Genomic DNA, 24,242 nt, shown 5'->3' on the forward strand with positions numbered 1-24,242 from the left:
CGGCGCCTACAGCCCGATGACGGGCGGTGCGGCGGCGACGTGGAAGTCGAGATCGAGATCGGTCGCCGGCACCGCCCGTGCGGCGGGATCACCCCCGGCCACCGGCGTGCCCGACGCGGCACCCTCTGCGGACACCGACGCCCCGTCGACCACCGTGGCCAGGGGATGGAGCACCACGCCCTGCACTCCGCCCCTGCCCCGGCCCCGCCTCAGCCACTGGCCCAACGCGAGGCCGGTCCCCGCGCCGGGCTGCGGCTCCGGGAAAGCGGACCCGGCGCGCCGCGTGGAGCGCTTCACCGCGTCGAGCGCCTGTTCGACGTCGACCGAAGCTGCCACGGACTCGGTCAGCGCCTGGTCGGCCCTGCTCAGTCGAGCGTCGACGGCTTCCACTGCGAATCCCCCCTTCCGGCGGCGGCGACCAGCCCGGTCAGCTGCGGGTGCGCCCGCAACCGCTCGCGGGCGCGGCGCAGGTGCGACCGCGCGGTGGCCGCGGTGACGCCGAGCTGCTCCGCGATCTCGACGGAGGTGAAGCCCTCCATGGACATGACCAGCACTTCCCGCTCCCGGGGTCTCAGGTCGGCGAGGACCTCGGCCAGCCACAGCACGTCCTCGACCTCGGGCGACCGGTCGTCGACCGGGGCGGCGCGGCGGGCGAGCACCTCGCGCACCGCGCGTTCGACGTCACGCCGGGCGAACCGCAACGCGGCGCGCTTGGCGACCAGCCGCACCCACGCCGCGGGGTGCTCGACCCGGTCCCAGTCGAGGTAGAGCGCGGCCATCGCCTCACCCGCGGCGTCCTCGGCGTCCTCGGGCACGTACCCGAGCTTGACCAGGAAGGCGATGAGCCGCGCGAAGTCCGCCCGGAAGAACTCGTCGAACGTCGGGTGCCCATCGGTCACGTCCTCCTCCGCACCACGACCGCCGTCATCGCCGCCGCCACAGCACCGCGACGCCCAGCACCACGGACAACCCGGTACCCACCAGGGCGACCACCGCCGACCCGGTGGTCGCGTACAGCCCGCCGACACCGGCCACGACCGCGTTCACGACGACGACCGCCGCGCCGACGTCCGGGGCGGGCGGCAAGCGCTCCGGGGACCTCTCCTTCGCCATGTCGGGTAAGTGCGCCGGGCACCGGCGGACGTGCAACCGGCCACTCGATCGGCCTACTCGGCCACGTCGACCTTCGCGACGATCTTCGCCTCGCGCACCCGCACGACGACCTCGCCGGGGCCGCCGTTGCGCTCGGCGTACTCGTTGGCCCGCTCCGCGCCCATGTAGCGACCGCCGATCCGGCCCGCCCAGTAGCGGACCTGCTCGGGATCGTCCACGATCTCCGCACGACCGGTGATCGTGACGAAGGCGAACGGGGGCCGCTCGTCGTCCAGGCAGAGCGAGATCCGGCCGTCGCGGGCGATGGCCTTGCCCTTGACGGAGTCGAGGTGGGTGGTGAAGACGACGGTGCTGCCGTCCAGGTCGACCCAGACGGGTGAAACGTGCGGTGAGCCGTCCTTGCGGACGACGGCGAGCTTGCCGGTGCGGGCGGGGGTGGCCGAGACGAACTCGCGCCACCATCCGTTCGGGGCGTCGGTGTAACCCATGCGGCCACCGTAGGACCACCGGATCCCTGAGAACCACCGGGCAACACTCCAGGGTGGCACTCAGGGTAAGCACGGATTACTACAACCGAGGTAGGGCACACGATAAGACGGAAGTCGCACCGACGTGTCAACTACAGACCGATGTGGTCAACCCCGTCGACCGGGCAGAGTTCTCCCGAGATCGGGGATGTGCCGTCCAGGGGAGAAACCATGATCGAGGCTGTCGGCCTCACCAAGCGCTACGGGAACACGGTGGCGGTGGACAACCTGTCGTTCACCATCGCGCCGGGTCGGGTCACCGGCTTCCTGGGCCCGAACGGCGCGGGCAAGTCCACCACCATGCGGATGATCCTCGGGCTCGACCGCCCGACGTCCGGCAAGGTCCTGATCGACGGGACGCCGTACACGAAGCTGGACCGCCCGCTGCGCACGGTCGGCGCGCTGCTCGACGCCAAGTGGGTGCACCCCAACCGCTCCGCGCGCGCCCACCTCCAGTGGCTGGCCAAGTCCAACGGGCTGCCCGCCCGCCGGGTGGACGAGGTGCTCGACCTGGTCGGCCTGTCCAAGGTGGCCAAGCGCCGCGCCGGCGGCTTCTCGCTGGGCATGTCGCAGCGCCTGGGCATCGCCGGAGCGCTGCTCGGCGACCCGAAGGTGCTGCTGTTCGACGAGCCGGTCAACGGCCTGGACCCGGAGGGCATCCTCTGGATCCGCCAGTTCATGCAGGGCCTGGCCGCCGAGGGGCGCACCGTCCTGGTGTCGAGCCACCTGCTGTCGGAGATGGCGCTGACCGCCACCGACCTCGTGGTCATCGGGCGGGGCAAGCTGATCTCGCAGTCCTCCACCGAGGAGTTCGTGGAGCGGTCCACCGAGAACACCGTCAAGGTGCGCAGCCCGCACGCCGACAAGCTCGGCGCGCTGCTGGTGGACAAGGGCTTCACGGTCCGCGAGGACGCCGACACGTCGTTGACCGTGTCGGGTGCCACCAGTGACCAGATCGGTGACGTCGCGGCGTCCGCCGGCGTGGTGCTGCACGAGCTGAGCCCCCAGCGCGGTTCGCTGGAAGAGGCGTTCATGCAGCTCACGGGTGATTCGGTCGAGTACCACGCGATCGAGACGGGAAAGTGACATGACTCTGCTCGCTGTTGAACGGATCAAGCTCTTCACCACGCGGTCGCCGTGGTGGTGCATGGTGCTCGCGCTCGGCCTGACCGTCGGGCTGACCGCGATCATCGCCGCGAACTGGACCAACTCGCCGATGCCGGTCATCGGCGCGGTGTTCACCCACACGTTCGGCCTCTACGTGATCATGGTGATGGCCGCGCTGGCGGTGACCACCGAATACCGCTTCGGCACCATCCGGGCCACCTTCCAGGCCGTGCCGGACCGCATCTCGCCGCTGGTCGCGAAGGCCGTCGTGGTGGCCCTGCTGGCGGGCATCGTCGGCGAGGCCGTGGCGTTCGGCTCGTGGGGCGTGAGCTACCTGCTGGCCGGCGACAACTCGCAGCTGGCGCTGACCTCCGCCAACGACTGGCGGCACGTGGCCGGCATCGGCCTGGTCTACATGGCGGGCGCGATCCTGGCGCTGGGCGTCGGCGCGCTGGTCCGGCAGACCGCGGGCGCGGTGTCGATCATCCTGGTCTTCGCGCTGGTGCTGGAGAGCGTCGTCGGGTTCATCCCGAACATCGGCGACGACATCCAGAAGTGGATGCCGTTCACCGTGGCCGCCAAGTTCATCTTCGGCGAACCGGATCCGAGCGTGATCCCGGAGGGCGCGGGGCCGCCCGCCATCGGCGAGCTGTCGCCGTGGGGTTCGTTCGCGTACTTCGCGGGCATCGCGCTGGTGATCTACATCATCTCGTTGGTCGTCGTGAAGCGGCGGGACGCCTAGCGGTCCCACCACACCCCGCCGCGGCCGGAATCGGGGCCGGCCGCGGCGGGAACCGGGGAAAGGGGGAGAACTCGGGTCACCTTCGGGGGGTGACCCGAGTTCTCGTCGTTCGAGCGCAGTGGCACGTGCGGAAGTGGCGGATCGGACAGGGAGCAGCGATGATCGAGGCGACCGGACTGACCAAGCGCTACGGGACCACCGTGGCCGTGGACAACCTCACCTTCGGCGTCGAGGCGGGCCGGGTCACCGGCTTCCTCGGCCCGAACGGCGCGGGCAAGTCCACCACCATGCGGATGATCCTCGGGCTCGACCGCCCGACGTCGGGCAAGGTCCTGATCGACGGCCGGAACTACCTGGAGCTGCGCCACCCGCTGCGCACCGTCGGCGCGCTGCTCGACGCCAAGTGGGTGCACCCCAACCGCTCCGCGCGCGCCCACCTCCAGTGGCTCGCGAAGTCCAACGACATCCCGGACAAGCGGGTGGACGAGGTGCTCGACCTGGTCGGGCTGACCCAGGTGGCCAAGCGCCGCGCCGGCGGCTTCTCGCTGGGCATGTCGCAGCGCCTGGGCATCGCCGGCACGCTGCTCGGCGACCCCAAGGTGCTGCTGTTCGACGAGCCGGTCAACGGCCTGGACCCGGAGGGCATCCTCTGGATCCGCCAGTTCATGCACCGGCTGGCCGAGGAGGGCCGGACGGTCTTCGTCTCCAGCCACCTGCTCTCCGAGATGGCGCAGACCGCGCAGGACCTGATCGTCATCGGCCGGGGCCGGCTGATCTCGCAGACCAGCACCGCCCAGTTCATCAAGGACGCCACCGAGGACACCGTCAAGGTCCGCTCGCCGCAGCTGGACCAGCTGCGCCCGCTGCTGGCCGGACGGGGCCGCGTGGAGGACAGCGCGACCGACCACGCGCTGGTCGTGCACGGCGTGGAGGCGGCGGCGATCGGCGAGGTGGCCGCCGCCAACGGCATCACCCTGCACGAGCTGAGCCCCCAGCTCGGGTCGCTGGAGGAAGCGTTCATGCAGCTCACCCGCGAGTCGGTCGAGTACCACGCCCACGAGTGACGGCCGGCGGTCAGGGCGCGTGCCGCCAGAAGTCGTCGGACGGCGGTGGCAGCTCGGCGACCTTCGGGGCCACCGCGCGCGGGCGGCGCGACAGCAGCACCGCGACCACCGCGACGACGACCACGACCAGCAGCGAGCCGCCGAGCACGACCAGCATCCGGACGCCGGGGCTCACGTCGGGCCGCACGACGTCCGCCCGGGGCTCGCCGGTCGACGCGCCGGGCGGCGCGGTCGTCGCGGACGTGGACCGCGCGGTGCTGCGCGGCGGCGGGGCGAGCGGGTTGCGGTCCACCGGGGCGACCTGCACGGACAGCGCCGCGACCACGTCCACCAGGCCGTACCCGGTCGGGTCGTCCCGGCCGGGGGCACCCAGGTCGGTGGCGGTGGCGATCAGCCGGTTCACCACGTTCCCGGCGTCCAGGTCGGGGTGGCGCGAGCGGACCAGGGCCGCCGCGCCGGAGACCAGGGCGGTGGCCGCCGAGGTGCCGTCGACCGACGCGTACCCGGTCGAGGAGACCCCGACCGGCACCGCCGTGACGATGTCCTTGGCGGGCGCGGCCAGCACCGTCTCCGGCCCGGTATTGGACGACGCCCAGACGCCATTGCCCTGCTCGGTGCCGGACACCGCGATCACGCCGCGGATGTTCGCGGGCGCGCCGACGTGCTGCTGCCCGGCATTCCCGGTGCCCGCGACCACCACGATGTCGTGGTCGAACGCATAGTTGACGGCACGCAACAAATCCGGCGTCAGGGTCGCTTCCGAAGTGAGCGACAGGTTGATCACATCGGCCCCGTTGTCCACCGCCCAGGTAATACCGGAGGCCACCGAGGTGGTGGTGAACCGACCGCCGTCCGATCCCACCGAAACCGGCAGAATGCGCGCGGCCGGCGCTACTCCCAACGCGCCGCCGGCGACCGCCCGACCGGCGATCAACGCGGCCATCGCGGTGCCGTGGCCGTCCTTGTCGTCGGTGCCGTCGCTACCCGCCGCACTGCCGAAGCCCGTGCCCGGCAGCAACGCCCCGGCCAGGTCAGGCGCGGTGTCGTCGACACCGGAATCGACCACGGCGACCACCACGCCCTCGCCCCGGGACAGCGCGTGGGCCCGCGGCACGCCCATCGCGCCCAGGTGCCACTGCTGTTCTTCGATGGTCTGCGCCCGCCACCCGGAAGGCCCTGCCGCCGCACCCCAAGCCGACCCCGGCAGGAATAGCAGGATCGCGCCGACGGCGGCGATCACCCGACCTCTCATCCCCCGAATTCCCCCTGTGTTCGAGATCACAAATATTCCAGCACTGTTACGTTTCGACGACCCTCGATCAGGCAATCGGAGTAAGAGTCGAGTTAAGACCCCGTGAACTCCCACACAGCGCGGTGACAGATCCGTCTGAACAAGGTCAGATGGAAAGTACCGAATCGTGAGGCGGCAACAAGCCGCACACGAATTCGGCGAACCCCCGTCAAGGAACTCCCCGGAGGTGAACCCGTGACGGTGCTTGATCCAGATGTGGACGCCCAGTTCCCGGCCGGTGCGAAGAGGCTGCCACGGCAACGTGACCACGCCCTTCGCGTCGAGCCGATGATGGCCCTCGAATGGTCGCACGCGATCGAACCCGCCGGCGTCGCCGGCATCGCCACCGCACCCGCGCACAGCCGACGAGCCTGGATCCACCGGGCCGACGAGCAGCAGGTGCTCACGCTCTACCGGGCCGTCGGCGGCACGGCCCCCGCGCCGTGGTGGCTGCGGGCGCTGGACCGCGGGAAGCTGCCCTCCCGCGCGGCCGGCTTCGCCGTCGAGGACGAGGTCACCGGGCTGCTCGCGGCCCGGCCGGGCTGGGTCTTCGTGCCGTGGGCGGCCGAGGGCGAGGTCGGGTACTGGGAGTTCGTGCCGTCCGAGAGCGGCGTGTACGGCCCCGCCGAACCGACCACCGTGCAGTTCACCGACCGGCACCCCGGCTGGGTGGACCTGCTGCCAGCGCACCGGGGCCCCGCCCTGCGCCAACCGATCGAGTTCACCCCCGCCGAGCTGCGCGAGCAGATCGACGACCTGGAGAACATCGCCTGACACCGCGCCGCCCGATCCACCGCTTAGGCTGTACGCCCGTGACAACGTCCAGCCAGCGCCCGCCGCACCACCGCTCCATCGTCAGCTACGTGCAACGCGGTGAGCGGATGACCGTCGGGCAGGAGCGGGCCTGGGACCGCCACTGGGAGCGCTTGGGCCGCGAGGTCAAGGCGCTCCCGGCCGGTCCCGTCGACTTCGCCGCGTGGTTCGACCGGGACGCCCCGGTGCTGCTGGAGATCGGCTCCGGCATGGGCGAGACCACCGCGCAGCTGGTCGCCGCCGCGCCCGACCTCAACTACGTGGCCGTCGAGGTCTACAAGCCGGGCCTCGCGCAGCTGCTGATGCGCGCCGAGGCGCTGGACGTGACGAACCTGCGCGTGCTGCGCGGTGACGCCGTCGACCTGCTGACCGAGCACGTCGCCCCCGACTCGCTGGCCGGTGCCCGGATCTTCTTCCCGGACCCGTGGCCGAAGAAGAAGCACCACAAGCGCCGGCTCGTGCAGCCCGGGTTCGTGCGGCTGCTGGCGAGCCGGTTGAAGCCCGGCGGCACGCTGCACCTGGCGACCGACTGGGAGAACTACGCGGAGCAGATGCTGGCGGTCTGCTCGGCCGAGCCGCTGCTGCGCAACCGGCACGCCGACTGGGCCCCGCGACCGGACTGGCGGCCGGTGACGAAGTTCGAGCAGCGGGCCGTCGAGGAGGACCGGGTCAGCCACGACCTGATGTTCGACCGGATCGAACTCACCTGACCGTGTCATAAAGTCACGTCATCGAGTGGTCGACGCGGCAACCCACTGTTGTTTCGTCACTCAATCGAGCGAGCGGCTCCGGTCACGTCGTGTGCCCCGTCTGGCAGTGACGAGTCACAGCGTTCCGCAACTACGGTTGCCGCCCGTGACCGCCATCGACAACGAACCGATAACGCTCGACCTGGACGCCGCGGAGGGATTCCTCCGCATGTTCCACATCGCCCACCCCGAAGCCGGGCCGGTCGGGCCGCGCCTGACGCGGATCCGCGAGGAGATCGCGGAGACCGGCACCTACCGGCACACCACGCAGGAGCTGTCCTACGGCGCGCGGATCGCGCTGCGGGACAGCGGCTGGTGCACCAGCGGCGTGCCGTGGCGGCGGTTGAAGGTCCGCGACCTGCGCGGGTTCCGCAACGCCGCCGCCGTCGCCGGCGAGTGCGTCGAGCACCTGCGGCTGGCCACCAACGGCGGCGAGATCCGGCCCCTGGTCACCGTGTTCGCCCCGGACACGCCCACCGCGCCCGGACCGGTGATCTGGAACGAGCAGCTCATCCGGTACGCGGGGCACTCGGACGGCAGCGGCGACCTGCGCTACCGCGACTTCACCGACGTGGTGCGCGGCCTGGGCTGGCACCCGCCCGGCGCGCCCGGCCCGTTCGACGTGCTGCCGCTGGTCGTGGAGACCGCGCACGAGGGGCCGAGGCTGTTCACGATCCCGCCCGACGTCGTGCACGAGGTGTGCCTGGAGCACCCCGACCTGCCGTGGTTCGGCTCACTGGGGCTGCGCTGGCACGCCGTGCCGCTGATCACCAACCTGCGGCTGTCCATCGGCGGCGTGGACTACCCCGCCGCACCGTTCAACACCTGGTTCGTCGGCTCCGAGATCGGCTCGCGCAGCCTGGCCGACGAGAACGCCTGCGGTGCGGCCCGCCAGGTGGCCGAGGCGCTCGGCCTGGACACCTCGGCCGAGCGCTCGCTGTGGCGCGACCGCGCCGTGGTGGAACTCAACCGCGCCGTGCTGCACTCGTTCGACCTGGCCCAGGTCACCATCACCGACCACCACGCCGAATCGCTGCACCGGCTGTCCTGGCTGCGCTCCCGGCAGCGGCCCGCGGGCAACCGGCCCGCGTTCCGGCTCGACCCGCTCGCCGCCCGCCGGGCGCGCGGCGGCGCTCCGGCGCGCTTTTCCCCCGGCCCGGTGGAAACCACCCGGCCGCATTCCCCCAAACGCCTCGCGGAACTTCTCCGGCGGCACTCGGAAGGATGATCGAATCACCGCTGCGAATCCACCAGGACACCCGCCAACGCCATCAGGACCAGCACCAACAGCCCCAGGACCGCACCCGCCCAAGTCGCCACGACACTCAACATCACGTTCCTCCGTTCCCCGACTGCCACTCCAGAGTCGCTCCCGAAAAGCTCATCCGGCATCGGCCACCGGGGTATTTCCCGGCGCGTTCGGGTCAGTCCTGCGGATGACCCGCCACACACCCCCGGGCGGACGCGCCATCCACCCCGAGGACATACCGTGACGTGCTGTGGAGAGCACACACCTCGGTTGGCGCGCCCTGGCCCGCCGGCAATGGCCGTTGGCGGGCGCGCTGCTCTTCTTCGTGGTCACCGAGTCGCTCGGCGGGGACGTCTGGTGGCAGGTCCCCGGCACGCTGGTGGTCGCCGCGCTGGCGGTGCTCGCCCCGCGCCGCCCGTTCGACGCCGCGCTGGCCGCCTCCACCGCCGTGCTGGCCACGTCCGTGCTGATCCTGGCGGTGGACGAGCCGCCGACCGGGTCGTTCGTGGACGGGCTGGCGCTGTCGGAGACCGCGGCGCTGATGGCCATCACGGCCATCCTGGTGCGGCAGGCCCCGGCGTCCCGGGTGCTGGTGGGCATCGTCGTGATGGTCGGCTCGGGCGTCGCGGCGCAGTGGATCCGGCCGTCGTTCTGGGACCGGTTCGGCACCGAACTCGACTACCGCGGGCCGACGCTGCTGCAGCAGCTCGTCGCCGCCACCGTGCTGCTGGTGCTGTCGGTGGGCACCGGCCTGTACTTCCGGGCGCGCGACCGGGAACGGGCCACGCTGGTCCGCTCCGAGGTGACCGCCGCGCAGCACGCCGAGCGGATCGCACTGGCCCGTGAGCTGCACGACGTCGTGGCGCACTACGTGACCGCGATCGTGGTGCACGCCCAAGCGGCACAGGCCGTCCCGGCGGCGGCGCAGGAGGTGCTGCCGGTCATCGCGCAGAGCGGGAACGAGGCGCTGACCGCGATGCGGCGGCTGGTGGGGACGTTGCGCGGCGCGGAGAACGACGCACCCGCGGCGACCAGCGACCTGGCCGACGACGTGCGCAAGGTCGTGGCGCAGTCCCGGCAACCGGTGCGGCTGAGCCTGGACCTGCCGACCGACGTGCCGCCGTCCCTGGCCCGCTCGGTGCTGCGGCTGGTGCAGGAATCCCTGACCAACGCCCGAAAGCACGCCGAGGGCGTGTCCGCCGTCGACGTCTCGGTGGCGGTCGTGGCGGACGTCGTGCTCGTCGTGGTCGCCGACGACGGCCGCCCGCCGAAGACCGCGCCGGTCGGCGGGTCGGGCGGGTTCGGCCTGGTCGGCATGAGGGAACGGGTGGAACTGCTGGGCGGCACGTTCACCGCCGGGCGGCGCGACGGCGGCGGCTGGGAGGTCCGCGCCGAACTGCCCATCGCCGAGACGGGCTGAGCGTGCGGCAGGATCGTCGGCATGTCACTGCGTCTGCACGCTCCCGTCGTCCTGCCGTGTGACCCGTCCTGCGCCGTGCTGCGCGACGCGGTCGTCGACGTCGTGGACGGCCGGGTCGCCCACGTCGGCCCCGCCGCCGACGCGCCCGCGTTCGACGGCGAGGTCCGCCGGCTGACCGGGATCCTGATCCCCGGCCTGGTGAACACCCACGCGCACAGCCCCATGGTGGTGCTGCGCGGTCTCGGCGGCGATTTGCCGCTGCTGCGGTGGCTGCGCGAGGCGATGTGGCCGGCCGAAGCCAAGATGACCGCGTCGGACATCGGCGCGGGCATGCTGCTCGGCGCGGTGGAGATGCTGCGCAACGGCGTGACCACGAGTTCCGAGATGTACTTCCACGGCCCGCAGCTCACCGACGCGGTGCTGCGCGCCGGCTCGCGGGTGGTGTTCGGCGCGGCGATCATGGACCTGCCGGGCATGCCGTGGCGGCCGATGACCGACGAGATCACCCGCTGGATCGACGCCGACGGGCTGCGGTTCGGCCCGCACGAGCGGATCGAGCTGTCCTACGGGCCGCACTCGGCGTACCTGATCGCACCCGAGGCGCTCGGCGAGATCGCCGGCGAGGCCCGCGACCGGGGCGCGCTGCTGCAACTGCACGTCGCCGAGTCGCCGGAGGAGGACGTCGACCAGCGCGCGTCGCACGGCTCCGTGCCGCGGTTGCTGGAGCAGGCGGGCGTGCTCGGCGGGCGGGTGCTCTCGGCGCACTCGGTGCACCTGTCGCCCGAGGACATCGAGATCTACGCGCGGCACCGGGTCGGCGTCGCGCACTGCCCCGGCTCGAACACCAAGCTGGCGTCCGGGATCGCGCCGCTGCGCGCCTACCTGGACGCGGGCGTGCCGACCGGCCTGGGCACCGACGGCCCGGCGTCCAACGACGACCTCGACCTGTTCGAGGAGGCCCGGCTGGCGGCGCTGCTCGCGCGCGTGACGTCGATGGACGCCACCGCGATGCGCGCCGCCGACGCCCTGCTGCTGGCGACCCGGGGCGGCGCGGCGGCGCTGGGCCGCGACGACCTGGGCGCGCTGGAGGTCGGCCGGTGGGGCGACGTCGTGCACGTCGACGTGGACGACCCGGCGTTCGCGACCGGCCTCGACGGCCCCGACGAGCAGGTGCTGGCGAACCTGGTGTGGGCGTCGGGCACGCGGCGGGTCAAGGACGTGTGGGTCGCGGGCGAGCAGGTGGTGGCCGACGGCGAGACCACCCGCGTGGACCGGCGTGAGGCCCAGGCGGGGGTCGCGGCCGTGTCCCGCCGGCTGCGCTGACCGGCTAGCGGACGCGCGGGCGGACGACGATCTCCTGGAACTGGGCGTCCTCACCGGCCTGCACGGCGGTGAGGACGGCCTGCGCGACCGAGTCGGCGGTGAGGTACTTGCCGGGTTCGTAGTCGCCGGACTCCTGCGCGCGCACCTCGCGCTGCATGTCCGTGTCGACCCGCCCGGGGTGGACCGAGGTGACCCGGAGGTCGGTCTCCTCGGCGCGCAGCACGTCGGCGTAAGCCCGCAGGGCGAACTTGCTGGCCGCGTACACCCCCCAGTTGGCGTCCGCCCGCTTGCCCGCGCCGGAGTTGATCAGCACCACGTGCCCCTTGGCGGCCCGGAGCAGGGGGAGCGTCAGCCGGGTCAGCTCGGCGACCGCGAACACGTTCAGGTCGAACGTCCGGCGCCACGTGTCGGGGGACGCCTCGGCGAGCGGGCCGACCTCGGCGACACCCGCGCTGTGCACGAGCACGTCCAGCCGGGTGATGTCCCGCACGGCTTCGGCGAGGGCGTCGCCGTCGGTCAGGTCGACGGCCCACGGGCGCGCGTTCGGCAGGTCGGTCTCCACTTTGCGCCCACCGAGCAGCAGGTCGTGGGTCGGTGCCAGGCGGCGCGCGACGGCGAGCCCGATACCGCGGGACGCACCGGTGATCAGGGCGACGGGACGATCGGTCATGCCTCGACCCTAAGGCTTCGCAGCCAGTCGGCCAGCGCGGCGTAGTCGAGGTCGCGCAGCCCGCGCCGCGCGTCCACCCGGTGCGGGAGGGCCTGCGCGGGGTGGTGCGCGGCGACGTGCGCGCGGTCGGCGGCGGAGATCTCGTCGTCCACCCAGGCGAACGGGCGTCCGGCGGCGTGCGCGACCAGCGGACGGGTCTTCCAGTGCAGGCCGCCGGCGGGTTCGTCGTCGGGTTCGTCGTCGGGCCACTCGACCACCGGCAGGTCGGGCAGGCCGAGCCTCGGGGCGAGGTGGGTGTTGGCGTCGTGCGCCCAGGTCGTGGCCCAGACCAGGTCGCACGGGAGCGCGGCGAGCTTCGGCCCGTGCCCGGGGTCGAGGCGGTTCAGCAGGGGGTTGGACGGGTCGGGCGGTCCGAAGGTCGGGTGCCTCCCGCCGAACGGGATCAGCGGACCGTCGACGTCGAGGTAGAGCAAGGCCCGTGGCACGACACCACGTTAACCCGGCACTGCTTGCCGGAAGCCCTCGAAAAGCAGTGGGGCGAGCGCCTTCGACGCTCCGCCGATGAAGGCCGGTCCGGCCCGCATCGCTTTCGCCAGTGCGTAGTCGGAGCAGATCCCCTTGAGATCCAGCGCCTTCCGGAACGCGTCGGCGCGAATTACCACGGTGTAGCCGGGCGAACCGACCCGAATGGAAGTCACTGCGGAGTTCGGCGCGCTCACACCTCGACGCACCGGACCGGTACCTGCTCCATCAGGCCGACCAGACGCACCGCACCGGCCAGGTCTGCCGCCCTGATCGACGTGGTGCCGTCCTCGAAAACGAACAGCTCACCGGTCCTGCGGCCGGAACCGACCGCCGGTACGAGTTTCTCCGCAGCGCGAACGGCACTGGCAGGAGGTCGGCTTGTCGGGTGGCGGCTCAACCACGACCGGCGCGCGGGGTTCGCGTTCCACGGGGATGATCTCGGGATTCGTCCTGAAGCTGAGCCGGCCGTCGACCGGTTCCACCCAGGAGCGGCTCGCCGAACTCCTCGACACGGCGACGCTTCTTCGACCACCCGCTGCACGTCGTGGACCGGCGTCGGGATTCGGGTGACCTGCTGCTGCGGCGGCAGGCCGTGTACCTGCTCGGGTTCGACCGCCGACCGGCCGTGGTCGGCTGGCTGCGCGCCGAGTGGGAACGCGCCGGCAGGCAGGCCCGCCACTCGGACATCACCGGACTGCTGGAAGCGCGATCCGCTTGCGTGGCCCTGGCGTCGTCGGGCGACCCGACGCGCATCCACGACTTCGTCGCGAAAACGCTCCACGACGGCACGTCGGATCTCGCGAACCTGAACTACTGGGCGCACCGGGTAGGAGACTCGACCGAATCCCGGCGTCGTCGGATGCGCTGGACCGCCTCGCGTCGGGTGATGTGCTGACCCGATCCGGTCGTGACCAGGTCGCCGGGTTGCTCTACGCGCTCAAGATCGCCGACACCTAGGAGTACCGCATGACCGACGAAGGCGCTTCGCTCTCCGCATTCGCCTACGAACTCGGTGTCCTGAAACGAACTCGCCGAACGGGCTGGACCCACGTGGGCGTGCGCGATCCCGAGTCCGTCGCGGAGCACACGACGCGGGTCGCGCAGTTGGCCGCGTTGATCGCCGTCGAGGAGGGCGCCGACCCGGCGCGGGCCGCGTTCCTGGCGCTGTGGCACGACACGCAGGAGACCCGGACCGGCGACCTCCCGCACACCGCCGGCAACTACCTCGACAAGCCCGACCCACGGCGAATCACCGAGGACCAGACCGCTGCGTTGCCGCAACGGTCCCGTGACGTGGTTCGCGCGGCGGTCGACGAGTACGAGCACGGGCTGACCCCCGAGGCCCGGTGCGCCAGGGACGCGGACAAGTTGGAGATGCTGCTGCAAGCGGTCGAGTACCGCGATGTCGGCGTGCGCCGCGTCGACGGGTGGATCGAGTCGGCTTCGCGGAGCATCAAGACCGCGACCGCGCGGAAGATCGCCCAGGCCGCGGTCGACGTCTCGCCCCTCGCCTGGCGCGATCGCTGACGGCCGGGCGGCGTGCGGGCCCGTTCGGCTCGCCAGACGAAGCCCTTGATCCCCCGGGCCGCCCGGGGTGCTGGTCTTGCGCGGGTTGCTGCCGACCGATCGTGTCCGGCACGAACGCCACCTCTTGGTCGGGCACGGCAGTTCTGCCGTCATCGTCCCGCTTTCCCACAACAAGATCGCCGGACGAGCCGGGGGACGGCCCCGACGGAGAGAGCCGGACGGGGTGTGGCCCGTCCGGCTCTCGTCACGCCTCCCGCGCCGGTCTCCCGGACGCGGCTCAGCCGCAGATGCGGCCCTTGTCCTTCTTCCACGCCACCACGACGGCCGGGCGCGGCTGGCTGGTGCCGCCGTCGGGCCAGTGCGAGAGCGGGTTGTTCGCCGACGCGCCGTCGATCTCGCCCGGGTGCTGGACGCTGACCAGCACGAAGTCGTCCTGGACGACCGGGCCGCAGGTCTCCGCGCCCTTCGGCACGGTGAGGAACTGCTTGACGTGGCCCCGGTAGCGGCCCTCGACCGGGACGGCGAACAGGCCGTCGTTGGACTTGAGGGCGTTGCCGTCGGTGGAGATCCACAGGTTGCCGTGGCTGTCGAAGGCCACGTTGTCCGGGCACGAGATCGGCGAGACCTGGGTCTTGTCGTAGCCGCCGAAGTACGTGTCCGCCGACGTCGGGTCGCCGCACACCAGCAGCAGCTTCCAGGAGAACGTGAGCGCGGTGTTGTCGCCGCGGCGCTCCTCGATCTCCAGGACGTGGCCGTGCTTGTTGTTGACGCGCGGGTTGATCTCCGTCGCGCCTTCCTTGCCGGCCTTGCCCCGGTCGGTGTTGTTGGTCAGGGCCGCGTAGATCCGGCGGTTGCGCGGGTTGGGCTCGACGTCCTCGGGGCGGTCCATCTTGGTGGCACCGGCCTTGTCGGCGGCCAGCCGCGTGAAGACGTAGACCTCCTCGGCGGTGAAGCCCTCCACGAACGACTTGTCGCCGGCCGCGAGCGGGATCCACTTGCCCGAGCCGTCGAACTCGCCGTCGGACGGGAGCTTGCCGGTGCCGTCGAACTCCTCGGCCGGGCTGTCGCCGGTGAACTTGGCGACGTAGAGCGTGCCCTTGTCGAGCAGCTTCTTGTTGTGCTCACGGGCGTAGCGGCTGTTGCCCGGCTTGTACCGCTCGTCGGAGACGAACTTGTACATGTAGTCGAAGCGCTCGTCGTCACCCATGTACGCGACCACGCGGCCGTCGCGCGCGAGGATCACGTTCGCGCCCTCGTGCTTGAACCGGCCGAGCGCGGTGTGCTTGACCGGCGTCGAGTTCGGGTCGAGCGGGTCGATCTCGACGACCCAGCCGAACCGGTTGACCTCGTTGGGCTCCTGCGCCACGTCGAAGCGCTTGTCGAAGCGCTCCCACTTGCGGGTGGACGCGGCACCGGCCAGGCCGTAGCGGGTCAGCCGCTCCTTGACCTTGGGGTCGGTGACGGCGCCCGCGTTGGCGAAGTACTGGTTGAAGTTCTCCTCGCCGGACAGGATCGTGCCCCACGGGGTCACGCCGCCGGCGCAGTTGTTCAGCGTGCCGAACACCTTCTTGCCGGTCGGGTCGGCGGAGGTCTTGAGGTGCGCCGAGCCGGCGGCCGGGCCGGTCACCTTGAACTCGGTGGTCACCGTGATCCGGCGGTTGTACGTGCGGTCCACCTTCGGCACCAGCTTGCCGCTGCGGTGGTCGCGCTCGACCAGCACCACGGACAGGCCGTGCGCGGCCCACGCGATCTCGGTCTGCTCACGCGTGGGGTTGTTGGCGTCCCAGTTCTTGAACAGGAACTCCTCGGTGGTGTACTCGTGGTTGCTGACCATGAGCCACCGGTTCCAGTGGTTCAGCGGGACCAGGCCGCAGAAGTCGTTGTTGAAGCCGAACTGCTTGGCCTGCGCGGCGGGCGTCTGCTTGTCGAAGTCGAACTTCGGCGCGCCGGGCAGCACCGGGTCGCCCCAGCGGATGACGACCGCGGACTCGTAGCCCTCCGGCGTGACGATCCGGTCCTCGGTGTTCGGCGCGACGGCCTTGAAGTTCAGGCCGTCCCGGCGGCGTCCACCACCGAGGTCGCGGTCCGCCTCCGCCTCGACCTCGGGCGCGGCGGCGGCCGTGCCCGCACCGAGGAGCCCGACGCCCGCACCCGCGACGGCGAGCACCGCACCGGCCTTGAGCAGACCGCGCCGGCGCACGACATCGCCGACCACATCGCCGAAGTAGCTGTTGTCGGACGTGTTGGGAGCCTCGTGCGCGCAAGCGTCGCCACAGCGGTACTTGCAGGTGATCGCCGACCGCCCGAGGGGGTGGTTGGGCAGCAGGGGCAGCAGGTTGCGGCCCCGATCGGTGGTGGATGAGGACACACGGACCTCCGAGATCGCTCAGTGGGAACTGGGCGACCGTAGGTTGGTAATGACTCATCCAACGGACTTCAAAGTGAACGACAGGCGAACACCTCACCCCCTCGCCGACCGGAACCGCCTGCTCACCGCACGTATCGGGGAAGTTCAGCCACCGATGAACCCGTCGCGCCACACCGCTACGACGGACGGCCGAGGTTGGCCGTCCCCGCCGTCGGGCCAGTGCGAGGCCGGCTCGTCCGCGCTCGCCCCGTCGAGTTCGCCGGGGTGCTGCACGCACACCGTGACCACCCGCTCCCCGATCACCGGTCCGCACGTCTCCGCGCCGCGCGGCACGGTGAGGAAGAGCTTGAGGTGACCGCGTTCCGGGCCTTGCACGGGCACCGCGTACAGGCCGTCGTTGAGGCCGTCGAGCGCGCCGTCCGAGTCGGTGGAGATCCACAGGTTGCCGTGCCGGTCGAAGGCCACGTTGTCCGGGCTGGAGATCGGCGAGACGCGCGACTTGTCGTAGCCCGCGAAGTAGGTGCTCGGGTCTTCCGGGTCCCCGCACACCAGCAGCAGGTTCCAGCGGAACTCCAGGGCGAGCGGGTCGCCGCCGCGTTCGGTGAGTTCCAGGACCTGGCCGTGCTTGTTGTGCACGCGCGGGTTCGGCTCGGTCGCGCCTTCCTCGCCCGGCTTGCTCCGGTCGACGTTGTTGCTCAGCGCGCAGTAGACCGTGCCGGTGTGCGGGTGGGTCTGGATGTCCTCCGGCCGGTCCATCTTCGTCGCGCCCACCTCGTCGGCTGCCAGCCGGGTGAACACGTAGACCTCCTCGGCGGTCATGCCCGGCACGTGGCTGCGATCGCCGGCGGCCAACGGGATCCACTCGCCGCGACCGTCGAAAGCCTTGTCGCGCGGGAGTTTCCCGGTGCCGTCGATCTCCTCGGGCGGGCTGTCGCCGGTGAACCTGGCGACGTAGAGCGTGCCGTCGTCGAGCAGCGTCATGTTGTGCCGGCGGGCGGATTTGCCGTCACCACGGCGAATCCTCCCGTTGGAGACGAACTTGTAGATGTACTCGAAGCGCTCGTCGTCGCCGGAGTAGGCGACCACGCGGCCGTCGCCCGCGACCCGGACGTTGGCGCACTCGTGCTTGAAGCGGCCCAGCGCGGTGTGCTTGACGGGCGTGGACCCCGGGTCGTGCGGGTCGAGTTCGACCACCCAGCCGAACCTGTTGGCCTCGTTGGGTTCCCGCGCCAGGTCGAACCTCTTGTCGAAGCGCTCCCACTTGCGGGTCGTGGTGCCGGGGGTGATGCCGTAACGGGCTTGGCGCGGGTCCGCGCCGGCGTTGGCGAAGTACTGGTTGAAGTTCTCCTCGCCGGACAGGACCGTGCCCCACGGGGTCACGCCGCCGGCGCAGTTGTTCACGGTGCCCAGGACCTTCCGCCCGGTCGGGTCGGCGGAGGTCTTCAGGTGCGCGGAGCCCGCCGCCGGCCCGCGCACCTCGAACTCGGTGGTGAGCGTGATGCGGCGGTTGTAGCGGGAGAACTTCGGCTTGAGGCCGGCGCGGCCCTGCTCGACCAGGACGACCGACAGGCCGTGCGCGGCCCACGCGATCTCCACCTGTTCGCGGGTGGGCGCGGCCGGGTCGTAGCCGCGGAACATGAACGACTCGCTGGTGTACTCGTGGTTGGTGACCAGCAGGTTGGCGCGCCCCAACGCGTCCAGCGGGAGCAGCGCGGCGAAGTCGCAGTTGAACCCGAACTGGCGGGCCTGCGCGGCGGCGGTCTGCCGGTCGAAGTCGAATTCCGGCGCGTCGGGGAACAGCGGGTCGCCCCAGCGGATCACGATCGCCTGCCGGTAGCCGTCCGGGACGACCACGGCGTCCCGGGTGTTCGGCACGACGGGGGTGAAGTCGAGGCCGGGAGCGGAGTCCGGCGGACGCGGGTCGGCGGCGGCCCGGGGTGTGCCGGCCCCGAGGGCGGCGACGACCACGCCGGCCTTGAGCGCGGCCCGGCGGGTCAGCAGGTCGCCGAAGTACGGGTTGGCCGAGGTGTTGGGCGCGTCGTGGAAGCACGCGTCGCCGCAGCGGTATTCGCACGTGACCGCCGCGCGGCCGGGCGAGTGGTTGGCCAGTAGGGGAAGGTGTCGCACTTGCGTGCCTCCTACGGTCAGTCGGTATCAACTGACCGTAGGCCGGCGTTCACTCTTTGTTAACCCATGACCTCTTCGCCGACGAGCACGTCGGCGGGCGTGATGGGCCGCTCCTTCGCCCGGCCGACGGCCAGCAGGCCCGCCGCCAGCACGCAGCACACCGCCGCGACCACGAACGGCTGGGCGAGGTGGCTGACGAACGTGGCGGCGAGCGCGCCACCCATCCACCGCAGGAAGTTGTAGCCCGCGCTGGCGACCGGCCGGGGCGCCGGGCTGACGCTCATCGCGGTGCCGGTGAACAGCGTGTTCAGCAGTCCGCTCACCACGCCGCTGACGATCACCGCGACCACCAGCAGCGGCTTGCTCGGCACCGCCATGACCAGCATGAGCAGCGCGAACGCCAGGACGGCGACGATGGTCGTGCGGCGTTCGCCGAACCGGCCGGCGAGCCGGGGCGCGAGCCAGACGCCGGCGACCGCGACGCACACGCCCCAGCCGAAGAAGATCAGCCCGATCTCGACCGCGCCCCACTGGAGCACGAACGGCGACCACGCCAGCACCGCGAAGAACGCGGCCGTGTAGAGGGCGGAGCCGAGCGCGGTGCGCAGCAGGCCGGGGTGCTTGAGCGCCCGCAACGGGTCGAGCAGGCGCACGGAGTGCTGCGGCTTGTCGTCGGCCAGGAACACCGAGCAGAGCACGAACGCGACGGCCATCAGCACGGCCGTGCCGATGAACGGGCCGCGCCAGGAGAAGCTGCCCAGCAGCGCGCCGAGCAGCGGGCCGACCGAGAGGCCGATGCCGAGCGCGGCCTCGTAGAGCAGGACCGCCTTGCCCTGGCCGCCGGACGCCGCGCCGACGATCACGCTCAGCGCGGTGGCGATGAAGAAGGCGTTGCCGAGGCCCCAGACGGCCCGCAGGCCCACCAACTGGGTGATGTTCGACGCGAGCGAGCACAGCACGGTCGCGACCACGATCAGCGCGAGGCCGCCGACCAGCGTGCGCTTCGCGCCGAACCGGGCACTGGCCGCGCCGGTGAACAGCATGGCGAGGACCTGGACGCCGAGGTAGGAGGAGAACAGCAGGGTGACTTGCGAAGGAGTGGCGTGCAGGCCCTCCGCGATGGACAGCAGGATCGGGTCGACGAGCCCGATCCCCATGAACGCGATCACCGCGGCGAACGCCGTGACCCACACCTGACGGGGTTGGTCGAGGAAATTCACTTAGCTACCCTAACATTATTTGGTTAGGCTAGCTAAGTAAGTGGTCTCACACTACGGTGCCGGGTGTGGATGCGGTGGTGTTCGACCTCGACGGCGTGCTTGTCGACTCCGAGACCGTGTGGGACGAGGTGCGGCAGGCGTTCGCCCGCCGGCACGGCGGCACGTGGCTGCCCGACTCGACCCGCGCCATGCAGGGCATGAGCACCCCGGAGTGGGCGCGGTACCTGGTCGACTCCGTCGGCGTGCGGCTGACCCCGGACGAGACCGCCGCGGGCGTGGTCGCGGAGATGGCCGCGCGCTACGAGGCCGGCCCGCCCGTGCTGCCCGGCGCGGTGGACGCGGTCCGCGCGGTCGCCGACCGCTGCCCGGTCGCCATCGCCAGCTCCTCGCCACCGGTGCTGATCACGTCGTTCCTCGCCGCGACCGGCCTGGCCGACGTCGTGCCGGTGGCGGTGTCCAGCGAACAGGCGGGTGCGGGCAAACCCGCCCCGGACGTGTACCTGCTGGCCACGTCGGAACTCGGCGTCGAGGCGTCCCGCTGCGCCGCCGTCGAGGACTCCACCAACGGCCTGCGCTCGGCCCTGGCCGCCGGGATGGCCGTCTACGCCGTCCCCAACCCGCACTTCCCGCCGGACCCGGCGGTGTTGGCGCGGGTCACCGTGCTCGACTCGATCACCGACCTGCCCTCGGCCCTGTTCGACCGGCCCTGACCGGGATCGCACCCACGGGAATCCCCGACGGGAACCCCACCGACGGGGATCTCCCCGGCCCCGGTCGGGGACGGTCCCGATGCGCCGGCCGGCCGGACGGACGAGCATCGGGTCCGGGGCGGCCGGGACCGGTCGCCCCGGAGACGAGGGAGCATTCGTGCGATCGAGCACTCGCCGGGCAAGCGCCGTCGTACTGGCCACCGCCGCCCTGATCGGACTGGTCGGCCTGGACCGGGCGCGCGCGTCGGCCGCACCGGACATCGGGCGCACGGCGACCGACGTGGTGCGCGTCCAGGTGCACGACAGCGCCGTCGGCACAACCTCCCACCGGACCTCGCCGCGCCGCCCGGCCACGACCTAGCCTCGCGGTCATGGAGCAGCGAGTTGCGGTGGTCACCGGGGCGGCGCAGGGGATCGGGGCGCGGATCTGCGACGTGTTGCGGGAGGAGGGGTACCGCGTCGTCGGGTTCGACCTCCAGGACACGCCCGGCGGGGTGGTCGGGGACGTGTCGTCGGAGGCGGACGTCGCCCGCCTGGCGGACGGGCTCGACCGGGTCGACGTGGTGGTCAACAACGCCGGCATCGCCGGGATCCGGCCGTTCGAGGACACCACCGTCGAGCAGTGGCAGCGGATGCTCGCGGTCAACCTGACCGGGCCGTTCCTGGTCACCCGCGCGCTCGGCCGGTCGATGCTGGCGCGCGGCGCGGGCTCGGTGGTCAACATCGCGTCCGTCGCCGGGCTGCGCGGGGTCGCCGACCGCAGCGCCTACAACACCACGAAGCACGGCCTGATCGGGTTGACCCGCACGCTCGCCGTCGAGTGGGGCGCGCGCGGGGTGCGGGTCAACGCCGTGTGCCCCGGCTGGGTCAAGACCGAGATGGACGTCGAGTCGCAGGCCGGCGGGCACTACGGCGACACCGACATCACCGACCACGTGCCGCTCGGGCGGTTCGCCCTCCCCGACGACATCGCGCAGGCCGTGGCGTTCCTCGCCGACCCCGCCAAGAGCGGGTTCGTCAACGGGATCGCGCTGCCCGTGGACGGCGGGTGGACCGCCGACGGCTCGTGGCAGTCCCTGCGCCTGTCCAAGCGTCAGCGGTAGCTCGGCGCACTCGACCTTCCGGCTCGCCGGCAGGTACGGCCTCGGCTGCACCTCGGGAAGCCGTACAGCTTCACCTCCAGGTGGCCGGGCACCGAGCCGGCCGGCTCGAACCACCCGTGCGCCGCGTAGTCGTGACCGACCGGCACGAGTTCCACGCACAGCTCGGTCGGGTCGGTCGGGCTCGCGGGCAGGCAGGTCGCGGCCGCCTGGCCGGTGGGCACGAGAGCACCTGCCGCCGGCAGGGCGGCGAACAGCACGTTCATGGCGGAACCCCCTCGGTTCGCAGGCCAGGCCCGTCGAACCGAGGGGGTCATCACCCGAACGAGCGTCAGCGCTCCACGTCGCCGCGGATGAACGCCTCGACGGCCTCGTGCGCCGCCGAGTCCGAGTACTGGACCGGCGGGGACTTCATGAAGTAGGAGGACGCCGACAGGATCGGCCCGCCGATGCCCCGGTCCAGGGCGATCTTCGCCGCGCGCACCGCGTCGATGATGATGCCCGCGGAGTTCGGCGAGTCCCAGACCTCCAGCTTGTACTCCAGGTTCAGCGGCACGTCGCCGAACGCCCGGCCCTCCAGCCGCACGTACGCCCACTTGCGGTCGTCCAGCCAGGCCACGTAGTCCGACGGCCCGATGTGCACGTTCCGCTTGCCCAGCTCGCGGTCGACCTGCGAGGTGACGGCCTGGGTCTTGGAGACCTTCTTGGACTCCAGGCGCTCCAGCTCCTTCATGTTCAGGAAGTCCATGTTGCCGCCCACGTTGAGCTGCATGGTGCGGTCGAGCTGGACGCCCCGGTCCTCGAACAGCTTGGCCAGCACGCGGTGCGTGATGGTCGCGCCGACCTGGGACTTGATGTCGTCGCCGACGATCGGGACCCCGGCCTCCTCGAACTTGCGGGCCCACTCGGGGTCGGACGCGATGAACACCGGCAGCGCGTTCACGAACGCCACCCGCGCGTCGATCGCCGCCTGCGCGTAGTGGCGGTCCGCCTCCTCCGAGCCGACCGGCAGGTACGAGACCAGCACGTCGACCTCGGCGTCGCGCAGCGCCTGCGCCACGTCCACCGGCTGCTCGTCGGACTCCTCGATGGTCTCCCGGTAGAACCGGCCGAGCCCGTCGAAGGTGTGCCCGCGCTGGACGGTGACGCCCAGCGGCGGCACGTCGGTGATCTTGATCGTGTTGTTCTCGCTGGCCACGATCGCCTCGGACAGGTCGACGCCGACCTTCTTGGCGTCCACGTCGAACGCGGCCACGAACTCCACGTCCCGGACGTGGTAGTCGCCGAACTCGACGTGCATCAGACCGGGCACGCGGGTGCTCGGGTCGGCATCGCGGTAGTAGTGGACACCCTGCACCAGCGACGCCGCGCAGTTGCCGACCCCGACAATGGCCACTCGAACGGTGCGGCGGTTGTCGCCCATGCCGAGTCCTCCTTCTTGTTCTACGTCAATGCCCATTGGGCTATTCGTCCCGTTCGCGCTGTTCGGCCTGCTCGTGCGCGATCAGCTCGTTGAGCCACCGGACCTCGCGCTCGGTGCTGTCCAACCCCATGCGGTGCAGCTCGCGCGTGTAGCGGTCGATCCGCTCGCTCGCGCCCGCTAAGGCCGTGCGCAGCCCCTCCCGCTTCTCCTCGACCCGCCGGCGGCGGCCTTCGAGGATCCGCATCCTTATTTCGGCCGGGGTGCGGGAGAAGAAGGCCAGGTGGACGCCGAACGAATCGTCGTCCCACGTCTGCGGGCCCGCGTTGACCAGGAGGTCGGCGAACCGCTCCTTGCCCTCCGCGGTGAGCTTGTAGACCTTGCGCGCGCGGCGGCCCCAGGACCGGACCTCCTCCGGCGCCTCCTCGACGATCCACCCCTCGCGTTGCAGCCTGCGCAGCGTGGGGTAGAGCGTCCCGTAGGAGAACGCGCGGAACGCGCCCAGCAGCTCGTGCAAACGCTTGCGCAGCTCGTAGCCGTGCATGGGCGCCTCGTGCAGCAGTCCGAGGATGGCGAACTCCAGCAAGGGACACCTCCTCGCACTCACCGCCGATGGGTAGGACGAGTATATCGGTGCGATACATCCGCCCACCATTCGAGAAGTGGCGTGGCGCACCAGGTCACACCGTGATCACGGCCACTGCCCTGAACGGCTCAACGAAGGGGTTGGGCCGCCACGTACTCTGGTCCCGTGCTGACCCAACGTCAGGTCGTGGACTACGCGCTACAGCGCCGTGCGCTGCTGGCGGAGGTCTACGCGGGCCGGACGGGCACGATGGAGGTCTGCGACGCCGGCCCGTACCTGCTGCGAGCTGCGAAGTTCCACGGCCGCCCGAGCGACGTCACGTGCCCGGTGTGCCGCAAGGAGCCGCTCACCCTCGTGTCCTGGGTCTACGGCGACGAGCTGAAGCACGCGGCCGGATCCGCGCGCACCGTCGAGGAACTGACCCGCATGGCGAACCTCTTCGAGGAGTTCACCGTGTACGTGGTGGAGGTTTGCCGCACGTGCAGTTGGAACCACCTGGTGCAGTCATACGTCCTGGGAACGCGTGGCTTGAACTCCGGGAAGTCACGCCGGAGGACCGCGGCGGAGTGAACGACCTCCGATCACGGGCGT

Annotated in this window: 28 protein-coding genes; 14 read left to right on the forward strand and 14 right to left on the reverse strand. The window is 71.5% G+C overall.

Annotated elements, in window-relative coordinates; translation table 11 throughout:
- Positions 1 to 6: 6 nt before the first annotated feature.
- The 4 genes from AC0HI0_RS34145 to AC0HI0_RS34160 are packed head-to-tail and all read right to left on the reverse strand — an operon-like array spanning position 7 to position 1,601.
- Entirely contained in the window at positions 7 to 390 is a 384-nt protein-coding gene (locus tag AC0HI0_RS34145) for a hypothetical protein (protein ID WP_480927594.1), read from the reverse strand.
- Positions 366 to 899: an RNA polymerase sigma factor gene (locus AC0HI0_RS34150; RefSeq protein ID WP_480927595.1), complete on the reverse strand. Its 534-nt coding sequence runs from the start codon at positions 897 to 899 to the stop codon at positions 366 to 368. Before AC0HI0_RS34150 ends, AC0HI0_RS34145 begins: the two co-directional genes overlap by 25 nt.
- 25 nt (positions 900 to 924) lie before the next feature.
- Positions 925 to 1,113, reverse strand: a complete 189-nt coding sequence (locus tag AC0HI0_RS34155; RefSeq protein WP_480927596.1) for a hypothetical protein — start codon at positions 1,111 to 1,113, stop codon at positions 925 to 927.
- A gap of 53 nt (positions 1,114 to 1,166) precedes the next feature.
- Positions 1,167 to 1,601: a PPOX class F420-dependent oxidoreductase gene (locus tag AC0HI0_RS34160; RefSeq protein ID WP_480927597.1), complete on the reverse strand. Its 435-nt coding sequence runs from the start codon at positions 1,599 to 1,601 to the stop codon at positions 1,167 to 1,169.
- 210 nt (positions 1,602 to 1,811) lie between these two features.
- On the opposite strand from AC0HI0_RS34160, the gene AC0HI0_RS34165 reads away from it, so the two are divergent.
- The 3 genes from AC0HI0_RS34165 (at position 1,812) to AC0HI0_RS34175 (ending at position 4,553) form a co-directional block, all read left to right on the forward strand.
- Positions 1,812 to 2,726, forward strand: coding sequence for an ABC transporter ATP-binding protein (locus tag AC0HI0_RS34165; protein ID WP_480927598.1), 915 nt, complete (start codon positions 1,812 to 1,814; stop codon positions 2,724 to 2,726).
- 1 nt (position 2,727) lies between these two features.
- Positions 2,728 to 3,489, forward strand: coding sequence for a hypothetical protein (locus AC0HI0_RS34170; protein WP_480927599.1), 762 nt, complete (start codon positions 2,728 to 2,730; stop codon positions 3,487 to 3,489).
- Positions 3,490 to 3,647: 158 nt separating this feature from the next.
- Positions 3,648 to 4,553 (forward strand): ABC transporter ATP-binding protein, encoded by a 906-nt coding sequence (locus tag AC0HI0_RS34175; RefSeq protein ID WP_480927600.1) that lies wholly within the window; start codon positions 3,648 to 3,650, stop codon positions 4,551 to 4,553.
- A 10-nt stretch (positions 4,554 to 4,563) separates the two neighbouring features.
- Here AC0HI0_RS34175 and AC0HI0_RS34180 read toward each other — a convergent pair whose 3' ends face one another.
- On the reverse strand, positions 4,564 to 5,805 hold the full coding sequence (locus AC0HI0_RS34180) for a S8 family serine peptidase (protein WP_480927601.1): 1,242 nt from the start codon (positions 5,803 to 5,805) through the stop codon (positions 4,564 to 4,566).
- 327 nt (positions 5,806 to 6,132) lie between these two features.
- Here AC0HI0_RS34180 and AC0HI0_RS34185 point away from each other — a divergent pair, with 327 nt between their 5' ends.
- From AC0HI0_RS34185 to AC0HI0_RS34205, 5 genes are all read left to right on the forward strand, one after another.
- Positions 6,133 to 6,618 carry a hypothetical protein gene (locus tag AC0HI0_RS34185; RefSeq protein WP_480927602.1) on the forward strand — a complete coding sequence of 162 codons (486 nt, stop codon included), beginning with the start codon at positions 6,133 to 6,135 and terminating at the stop codon, positions 6,616 to 6,618.
- A gap of 107 nt (positions 6,619 to 6,725) precedes the next feature.
- The gene (gene trmB, locus AC0HI0_RS34190; RefSeq protein WP_480934452.1) at positions 6,726 to 7,367 is read left to right on the forward strand and encodes a tRNA (guanosine(46)-N7)-methyltransferase TrmB; all 642 of its coding nucleotides are present in this window, start codon (positions 6,726 to 6,728) and stop codon (positions 7,365 to 7,367) included.
- Positions 7,368 to 7,512: 145 nt separating this feature from the next.
- Positions 7,513 to 8,634 carry a nitric oxide synthase oxygenase gene (locus tag AC0HI0_RS34195; protein ID WP_480927603.1) on the forward strand — a complete coding sequence of 374 codons (1,122 nt, stop codon included), beginning with the start codon at positions 7,513 to 7,515 and terminating at the stop codon, positions 8,632 to 8,634.
- Between the two features lie 271 nt (positions 8,635 to 8,905).
- Positions 8,906 to 10,075: a sensor histidine kinase gene (locus AC0HI0_RS34200; protein ID WP_480927604.1), complete on the forward strand. Its 1,170-nt coding sequence runs from the start codon at positions 8,906 to 8,908 to the stop codon at positions 10,073 to 10,075.
- Positions 10,076 to 10,096: 21 nt separating this feature from the next.
- Positions 10,097 to 11,398, forward strand: a complete 1,302-nt coding sequence (locus AC0HI0_RS34205; RefSeq protein WP_480927605.1) for an amidohydrolase family protein — start codon at positions 10,097 to 10,099, stop codon at positions 11,396 to 11,398.
- Between the two features lie 4 nt (positions 11,399 to 11,402).
- Here AC0HI0_RS34205 and AC0HI0_RS34210 read toward each other — a convergent pair whose 3' ends face one another.
- The 3 genes from AC0HI0_RS34210 to AC0HI0_RS34220 are packed head-to-tail and all read right to left on the reverse strand — an operon-like array spanning position 11,403 to position 12,787.
- Positions 11,403 to 12,068 carry an SDR family oxidoreductase gene (locus AC0HI0_RS34210; RefSeq protein ID WP_480927606.1) on the reverse strand — a complete coding sequence of 222 codons (666 nt, stop codon included), beginning with the start codon at positions 12,066 to 12,068 and terminating at the stop codon, positions 11,403 to 11,405.
- Positions 12,065 to 12,553, reverse strand: a complete 489-nt coding sequence (locus AC0HI0_RS34215; RefSeq protein ID WP_480927607.1) for an HAD domain-containing protein — start codon at positions 12,551 to 12,553, stop codon at positions 12,065 to 12,067. Before AC0HI0_RS34215 ends, AC0HI0_RS34210 begins: the two co-directional genes overlap by 4 nt.
- 9 nt (positions 12,554 to 12,562) lie before the next feature.
- On the reverse strand, positions 12,563 to 12,787 hold the full coding sequence (locus AC0HI0_RS34220) for a transcriptional regulator (RefSeq protein ID WP_480927608.1): 225 nt from the start codon (positions 12,785 to 12,787) through the stop codon (positions 12,563 to 12,565).
- Positions 12,788 to 13,137: 350 nt separating this feature from the next.
- On the opposite strand from AC0HI0_RS34220, the gene AC0HI0_RS34225 reads away from it, so the two are divergent.
- Together AC0HI0_RS34225 and AC0HI0_RS34230 are read left to right on the forward strand one after the other, a co-directional pair.
- A complete protein-coding gene (locus AC0HI0_RS34225) occupies positions 13,138 to 13,488 on the forward strand; it encodes a hypothetical protein (RefSeq protein WP_480927609.1) in 351 nt (116 codons plus the stop codon).
- Positions 13,489 to 13,559: 71 nt separating this feature from the next.
- Entirely contained in the window at positions 13,560 to 14,120 is a 561-nt protein-coding gene (locus tag AC0HI0_RS34230; protein ID WP_480927610.1) for an HD domain-containing protein, read from the forward strand.
- Positions 14,121 to 14,397: 277 nt separating this feature from the next.
- Here AC0HI0_RS34230 and AC0HI0_RS34235 read toward each other — a convergent pair whose 3' ends face one another.
- The 3 genes from AC0HI0_RS34235 to AC0HI0_RS34245 form a co-directional block, all read right to left on the reverse strand.
- Positions 14,398 to 16,488, reverse strand: a complete 2,091-nt coding sequence (locus AC0HI0_RS34235) for a PhoX family protein (protein ID WP_480927611.1) — start codon at positions 16,486 to 16,488, stop codon at positions 14,398 to 14,400.
- 144 nt (positions 16,489 to 16,632) lie between these two features.
- Complete coding sequence (locus AC0HI0_RS34240) at positions 16,633 to 18,615, reverse strand: PhoX family protein (RefSeq protein WP_480927612.1); 1,983 nt, start codon at positions 18,613 to 18,615, stop codon at positions 16,633 to 16,635.
- 59 nt (positions 18,616 to 18,674) lie between these two features.
- Positions 18,675 to 19,835: an MFS transporter gene (locus AC0HI0_RS34245; RefSeq protein WP_480927613.1), complete on the reverse strand. Its 1,161-nt coding sequence runs from the start codon at positions 19,833 to 19,835 to the stop codon at positions 18,675 to 18,677.
- Positions 19,836 to 19,900: 65 nt separating this feature from the next.
- Here AC0HI0_RS34245 and AC0HI0_RS34250 point away from each other — a divergent pair, with 65 nt between their 5' ends.
- The 3 genes from AC0HI0_RS34250 (at position 19,901) to AC0HI0_RS34260 (ending at position 21,648) form a co-directional block, all read left to right on the forward strand.
- A complete protein-coding gene (locus AC0HI0_RS34250) occupies positions 19,901 to 20,545 on the forward strand; it encodes an HAD family hydrolase (RefSeq protein ID WP_480927614.1) in 645 nt (214 codons plus the stop codon).
- 157 nt (positions 20,546 to 20,702) lie between these two features.
- Complete coding sequence (locus AC0HI0_RS34255) at positions 20,703 to 20,906, forward strand: hypothetical protein (RefSeq protein ID WP_480927615.1); 204 nt, start codon at positions 20,703 to 20,705, stop codon at positions 20,904 to 20,906.
- A gap of 10 nt (positions 20,907 to 20,916) precedes the next feature.
- Positions 20,917 to 21,648 (forward strand): SDR family NAD(P)-dependent oxidoreductase, encoded by a 732-nt coding sequence (locus tag AC0HI0_RS34260; RefSeq protein WP_480927616.1) that lies wholly within the window; start codon positions 20,917 to 20,919, stop codon positions 21,646 to 21,648.
- On the opposite strand, the gene AC0HI0_RS34265 is transcribed toward AC0HI0_RS34260, so the two are convergent.
- From AC0HI0_RS34265 to AC0HI0_RS34275, 3 genes are all read right to left on the reverse strand, one after another.
- Positions 21,639 to 21,911 (reverse strand): hypothetical protein, encoded by a 273-nt coding sequence (locus tag AC0HI0_RS34265; RefSeq protein WP_480927617.1) that lies wholly within the window; start codon positions 21,909 to 21,911, stop codon positions 21,639 to 21,641. The genes AC0HI0_RS34260 and AC0HI0_RS34265 overlap by 10 nt on opposite strands.
- Positions 21,912 to 21,976: 65 nt before the next feature.
- Positions 21,977 to 23,068, reverse strand: coding sequence for an inositol-3-phosphate synthase (locus tag AC0HI0_RS34270; protein ID WP_480927618.1), 1,092 nt, complete (start codon positions 23,066 to 23,068; stop codon positions 21,977 to 21,979).
- Positions 23,069 to 23,108: 40 nt separating this feature from the next.
- Entirely contained in the window at positions 23,109 to 23,651 is a 543-nt protein-coding gene (locus AC0HI0_RS34275; protein WP_480927619.1) for a PadR family transcriptional regulator, read from the reverse strand.
- Between the two features lie 165 nt (positions 23,652 to 23,816).
- On the opposite strand from AC0HI0_RS34275, the gene AC0HI0_RS34280 reads away from it, so the two are divergent.
- Positions 23,817 to 24,221, forward strand: a complete 405-nt coding sequence (locus tag AC0HI0_RS34280; RefSeq protein WP_480927620.1) for a DUF5318 domain-containing protein — start codon at positions 23,817 to 23,819, stop codon at positions 24,219 to 24,221.
- The last annotated feature ends 21 nt before the right edge of the window (positions 24,222 to 24,242 follow it).

This window comes from Saccharothrix sp. NBAS 001 (genome assembly GCF_056640475.1).